7 protein-coding genes are annotated in these 5,596 nt (G+C 62.4%); 4 read left to right on the top strand and 3 right to left on the bottom strand.

Annotated features, from left to right (window positions below):
- The 3 genes from EOD07_RS20180 to EOD07_RS20190 form a co-directional block, all read left to right on the top strand.
- Positions 1-1,303: LLM class flavin-dependent oxidoreductase (locus EOD07_RS20180; protein WP_164772376.1), on the top strand; the 1,303-nt coding region annotated here is incomplete at its 5' end.
- Positions 1,304-1,365: 62 nt separating this feature from the next.
- Positions 1,366-2,250, top strand: coding sequence for a transketolase (locus EOD07_RS20185; protein ID WP_127236717.1), 885 nt, complete (start codon positions 1,366-1,368; stop codon positions 2,248-2,250).
- 1 nt (position 2,251) lies between these two features.
- Positions 2,252-3,229 (top strand): transketolase C-terminal domain-containing protein, encoded by a 978-nt coding sequence (locus EOD07_RS20190; RefSeq protein WP_127236718.1) that lies wholly within the window; start codon positions 2,252-2,254, stop codon positions 3,227-3,229.
- A gap of 170 nt (positions 3,230-3,399) precedes the next feature.
- Here the strand turns inward: EOD07_RS20190 and EOD07_RS20195 are convergent, their stop codons facing one another.
- From EOD07_RS20195 to EOD07_RS20205, 3 genes are all read right to left on the bottom strand, one after another.
- Entirely contained in the window at positions 3,400-4,053 is a 654-nt protein-coding gene (locus tag EOD07_RS20195) for a DsbA family protein (protein ID WP_127236719.1), read from the bottom strand.
- A gap of 81 nt (positions 4,054-4,134) precedes the next feature.
- Positions 4,135-4,437 (bottom strand): hypothetical protein, encoded by a 303-nt coding sequence (locus EOD07_RS20200; RefSeq protein WP_127236720.1) that lies wholly within the window; start codon positions 4,435-4,437, stop codon positions 4,135-4,137.
- A 175-nt stretch (positions 4,438-4,612) separates the two neighbouring features.
- A complete protein-coding gene (locus EOD07_RS20205) occupies positions 4,613-5,131 on the bottom strand; it encodes a flavin reductase family protein (RefSeq protein ID WP_052467945.1) in 519 nt (172 codons plus the stop codon).
- A gap of 281 nt (positions 5,132-5,412) precedes the next feature.
- On the opposite strand from EOD07_RS20205, the gene EOD07_RS20210 reads away from it, so the two are divergent.
- The coding region (locus EOD07_RS20210; RefSeq protein ID WP_127236721.1) for a LysR family transcriptional regulator at positions 5,413-5,596 on the top strand (184 nt) is incomplete at its 3' end.

The following is a 5,596-nucleotide window of genomic DNA, read 5'->3' on the forward strand; positions in this document are numbered from 1 at the left end:
GCGCCAGCTACACTTCGTCGGCTATTGCACGATCGGCCCTTCGTGGCACAACAACGGCAGCTGGCGCCATGACGAAAGCGACGGGACGGATTTCCTGAGCCCCGGACGCTACGAGAACATCGCCCGTATCCTGGAGGCCGGAAAGTTCGACGGGTTGTTCTTCGTCGACGTCCAGACCCTCTACGATACCTATGGCGGCGTCATCGATCCCTGCGTCAGATATGGCGGGCATATGTGCATGCTCGACCCGATGCAGATGCTGACGGCGATGGCGCGGGTGACAAATCACATCGGCCTTTCGGCGACGATGTCGACCTCGCTTTACCATCCGTTCCATATTGCCCGTGCCTTTGCTTCGCTCGACCATATCAGTGGCGGCAGGGCGGCCTGGAACATCGTCACCTCGGCGACCGATCGCGAAGCGCAGAACTACGGGATGGATCGGCTGCTGGACAAGGCTCAACGCTATGACCATGCCGATGAGGTGGTCGAGGCTTGCACGGCGCTCTGGAACAGCTGGGGGTCGGATGCGCTGGTGCTCGACCGGCAGGCCGGCATTTTCGGCGATCCGTCGAAGGTGCGCTACGCCAACTATGCCGGCAAATATGTCAGGACGCGCGGCCCGTTGATGACGCCGCATTCGCCTCAGGGCAGTCCCGTGCTGATGCAGGCGGGGTCTTCGGACCGCGGGCGTCAGTTTGCGGCGCGCTGGGCCGAGATCGTTTTCACGCTGCAGAACAACAAGGCGGACATGCAAGCCTTCTACCGCAACGTCAAGGACCGCGTCTCGAATGCGGGGCGCGACCCTTCGCACTGCGCCATCCTGCCCGCGACCGATATCGTCATAGGCGAGACGGAATCGATCGCGCGCGAGCGGGCGGACTATATCGATTCCCTCGCCAATGCCGAGCTTGGCCTTTCCGAGATGTCGAACCATATCGGCATCGACCTGTCCGGATTCCCGATGGACCAGCCCCTGAGCGAGATGGAGATCACGCAAGGCGCGCGCGGCGTGTTCGATATCATCATGAGCGGCGGCAAGGGCAAGACGCTGCGTGACGCCGGCCATCAATATGCGACCACCCAGATGTCGCCGCAGCTCGTCGGCACGCCGATGATGATTGCCGACCACATCCACGAGCTGTTCGAAGCCGAGGCGTGCGACGGTTTCGTCATCTGTCCGTCAATCACCCCCGGCTCGTTCTACCAGTTCGTGAAGTCGGTGGTGCCTGAACTTCAGCGCCGGGGCATTTACCGCCGCGACTACACCGGCCGCACCTTCCGGGAAAATCTACGCTCCTGACGCAGTCGTGGCGCGGCTTCGCAGCCGTGCCACGGAACCAAGAACTTTGATCGAGGGATGATATGAGCGGTTCTTCTGGAGGCACGGCGCGCGGCAACAGCTTCGAGCCCACGCCGGATGTGGTGGCGATGCTCAAGGAGCGCGCCCGCTTCGTGCGGCTGGAGACGATCCGGCTGATCGAGATCGCCAAGACCGGCCACTACACGTCGGTCTTCTCGGCGGCGGAAATATTCGCCGCGCTCTATTACGACGTCATGCGGCTGCGCCGGGGCGATCCGAAATGGGCGGGGCGGGATCGCTTCACCATCGGCAAGGGACATGCCGCGGTCGGCCTGTTCCCGATCTATGCCGATCTCGGCTTCTTCCCGAAAGAATGGCTCGACCAGTACACGCGCCTCGGCAGCCCGCTTGGCGATCACCCCGACATGAGGAAGGTGCCCGGCGTCGACTTCTCGTCGGGCTCGATCGGCCACGCGCTCTCGAATGCGCTGGGCATGGTGCTGGCGCAGCGCTGGACCGCCGAGAAGGACTATCGGGTCTTCTGCATGATGGGCGACGGCGAGATGCAGGAAGGACAGGTCTGGGAGGCCGCCATCAACGCCGCGCAGCACCAGGCCCGCAATCTCATCGCCATCATCGACCGCAACGGCTACCAGCTCGACGGGCGCGTCGACGACCTGATGAACATCGAACCGCTCGACGAGAAATGGCGCGCCTTCGGCTGGGAGGTTCACACCGTCGACGGCCACGACGTGGCGAAGGTCACCGAACTCCTGCGGCAGGTGAGGGCGGACGACGAGCGCGCCAGGCCCTGTGTCATCATTGCCAAGACCAGCAAGGGCAGGGGCGTTTCCTACATGGAAACCGAGCCGGGCTGGCACCTGGGCTATCTCGACCCGTCCGATGCCGAAAAGGCCATTGCCGAAATCAACGCGTTGGATGCTTGAAATGAACGGTCCTCTTTCTCCCAATTCCTGGCAATACCGCGGCTTGAACGCCGTCAATCCAGGCCTCGATCATCTGTCCAACGGGCTCATCGATCTCGTGAAGGCAGGCCACAATGTCATGGCCGGATCGGCCGACCTTCAATACTCGAACGGCCTGAACCGCTTCGCGGCCGCCTATCCCGACCGCTATATCTCCTTCGGCATTTCTGAACAGAACATGGTCAGCACCGCCGCGGGCATCGCGACATGCGGGGTGACGCCCTTCGTGGCGACCTTCGCTTCCTTCCTGGCTCTGCTCGTCTGCGAGCAGATCAGGATGGACGTCGCCTATTCCGCGCAGCCGGTCCGCCTCGTCGGCCATCACACCGGCATCTCGCTCGGCTTCTACGGCACATCGCACCACGCGACGGAAGACATCGCCATCATGCGCTCGATCGCCGATCTCGCGGTGGTCTCGCCGGCGGACGGTCCGCAACTGGAAGCGGCGATCCGCGCTTCCGCCGACTACGACAAGCCGATCTATTTCCGCATCGGCCGCGGCCGCGATCCCGTCGTCTACAAGGAGACGCCGACATTCAAGTTCGGCAAGGCGCATGAGCACCTGAAGGGCGAGGAACTGACGATCATCGCTTGCGGGATGGCCGTGCACGGCGCGCTCGAGGCCGCGAGCGCCATGAATGCGGACGGGCGCTCAGTCGGCGTGATCGACATGGCGTGCATCAAGCCGCTCGACCGGGACGCCATTCTCGAAGCGGCCTCCCGCTCGAAGAAGATCATGACGGTCGAAGAGCACAACGTCCTGGGCGGCCTTGGCGGCGCGGTGGCTGAAGTGCTGGCCGACGAGGGGATCGGCGTGAAGCTCAAACGCCACGGCATCTATGACGAATACAGCCTGATCGCGCCGCCGACCCATCTCTATGCCCATTACAAGCTCGATGCCGCAGGCATTCGCGGCGTGGCCGAAGCATTCATCGCCTAAAGCATGTCTCCCGAAAGTGGGCTCGGTTTCGGGACAAAGACATGCTTGAAAGCAAAAACTTAAAGCAGGTCGCGTGAATCCTTTTTCACGCGACCTGCTTTAAGACTTGATCCAAGAGCGCCGGAGGTTGCCATGCCGGATGGCCGGCAACCTCCGCGAAGGCACGGATACTACTTGCCGGCGGCCGCTTTTTTCCTGCGGCGCGCTTCCGCCACGGCCTCCTGCAACTGGGCGTGGCTGAGGCCGCCGAAGACGATGAAGGACTCCACCAGCCATGACGGTGTGCCCTGCAGGCCGATCGTATCGGCCTGCAGGGCGTTTCGCGCGATGAGCTTGTCGATGTCGGCCTTGTGCGCCACGGCGTCCTTGTCCAGCTTCGCCATGTCGATGCCGGCCTTGGTCAACACGGCCGTCACTTCCTTATTCTGCTGGAAGCGTTTGGGCGACGACATCAGCGCGTCGTGCGCGGCTTCATATTTTCCCTGCCATTTGGCCGCAATCGCCAGGCGGGCGGCATATTCGGAAACCGGACCGAACACCGGCCAGTCCTTGTAGACGACCCGCACCTTGCGGTCGCTCGCAAGGAGCTTCTTCAGTTCCGGATGGCTCTTGCGGCAATACGGGCAGTTATAGTCCATGAACTCGGCGATCGTGATGTCGGGATTCTTGGCGCCGACGAACGGCATATCGGGATCATTGAGGACCTGTTCTGGTGTCAGGCCTTCCTGGGCGCGGGCCGGCAGGAAAGACAGTGCCGCGCTTGCCGCAAGGGTGGAGGCGCCAAGCAGGAAGCGCCGGCGGCCGATCGGATTTTCGTTGAGCATAAGATGACCTCTGGAGCGGCACCGCCGCCCTTCATGGATGAAAGAAGCACGCAGGCGGCTAGCCACCCGCGCGCGCCGATTTCAGGCGATGAAGGAGGGCCGGGGCGGGCGCGGTTCCGTTTCGCGGAAGATGAGCCTTGTTGCAGGCGCGCCCGTCACAGGAACGCAATGTCCGGAATTCCGGGTCTCGCCACCGGTCGCGCTCCCCGGCAGGCCGATCTGGGGAAAGCAGGATATGTTCGACGCCCGCACCGCATGGTAGCAGGGCTTGAAGGCCGGCGGCTTCGTGGTGACGGGCGATGATACGGCCACGACCGTAATGGCGGGTGGCGACAGCGACGCCGCCAGCGCCCAGGACGGCCACATGCCGGCGGCGATCGCCACCAGCAAGAATCCCAACGTCGTCACAAACACACAAAGCCGCATCGACCCATCCTAGAGCATGTCCGCCGAAAGTGGGAACCCGTTTCCGCGCACATGCTGCCAAGCCTTCCATGCAAGCATGAAATGCCCAGGCGGTGTAGCCAGTCGGCAATGTGCCGGGCCAGGTGCGGATGGCTCAGCCCGGTTGCACCGTATGGAACGAGCGCTTGAAGTGGATGAGCGGATCGCCGCCGGCATGCTCGATGTCGCGGACATCGCCGATCATGATCTCGTGATCGCCGCTCGAAATGACTGAATTCACATCGCAGACAATGTGCGAGACCGCCCCCTCGATCAACGGGAGCCCGGTGTCGGAGATGCGATGGCTGACGGACGCGAACTTGTCCGCTGCCTTGCTGGCGAACAGCATGCAGACATCCTGTTGCCGGCTGCTCAGGAAGTTGATGCAGAAGCGCCTGGTGGCCTTCAGCACCGGCAGCGTGTTGGACGTCTTGTCGACCGAAATCAGATATTGCATCGGGTCCAGCGAGAGCGCGATCACCGCGCTCATCGTCAGGCCGTGCAGGCTCTTGTCGTCGGCGGTCGCGGTGATCACCGCGACGCCGGACGGCCAATGACTTGAAACGGTCTTGAACAGATCACGGCCGGCCGCGAAGGGCGCATGGGCGGAGGTGCCGACGAGGGGAGCGTTCATGTGGTGCCGGTCCTATGATCGCGCTTTCAGTAACGTCAACATGCCGAAGCCGGTGCTGGCCGTAAACGCGCAAAATTCTTGGACACCCATAACAATTTGTTTTGTCAATCACAGTGGGTCGGGTTGACGCCGGATCGCTTAAGATATTGAATTATCAGGCTCGCTTGCCTTGGTCCGATTTTTGGAATTCTGTCGCCACACGCACGAAAGCGCATTGAAATCACCAGCCGTCGCGACCGCGATTGCTTGCGGCTGAAGCCTGATTGGCATTAAGATTTGTTATGTCTTCCCTGCGTACCAGCATCCCCTCGCTCATATCCCTGATCTCGTTTGAGGCCGCCGCGCGACTGCTGAGCTTCACCAAGGCGGCCAACGAGCTCAACATCACCCAGGCGGCCATCAGCCGCCAGATCCGGGAGCTGGAGAATTTCCTGCAGACCCCCTTGTTCGAACGCGGGCATCGCT

Source organism: Mesorhizobium sp. M2C.T.Ca.TU.002.02.1.1 (assembly GCF_003997225.1).

What these genes read in the sequence shown, in the direction of transcription:
- EOD07_RS20185 (WP_127236717.1), top strand. Translation starts at nt 1,366, where the DNA reads ATGAGCGGTTCTTCTGGAGGCACGGCGCGCGGCAACAGCTTCGAGCCC.
- EOD07_RS20190 (WP_127236718.1), top strand. Translation starts at nt 2,252, where the DNA reads ATGAACGGTCCTCTTTCTCCCAATTCCTGGCAATACCGCGGCTTGAAC.
- EOD07_RS20195 (WP_127236719.1), bottom strand. Translation starts at nt 4,053, where the DNA reads ATGCTCAACGAAAATCCGATCGGCCGCCGGCGCTTCCTGCTTGGCGCC.
- EOD07_RS20205 (WP_052467945.1), bottom strand. Translation starts at nt 5,131, where the DNA reads ATGAACGCTCCCCTCGTCGGCACCTCCGCCCATGCGCCCTTCGCGGCC.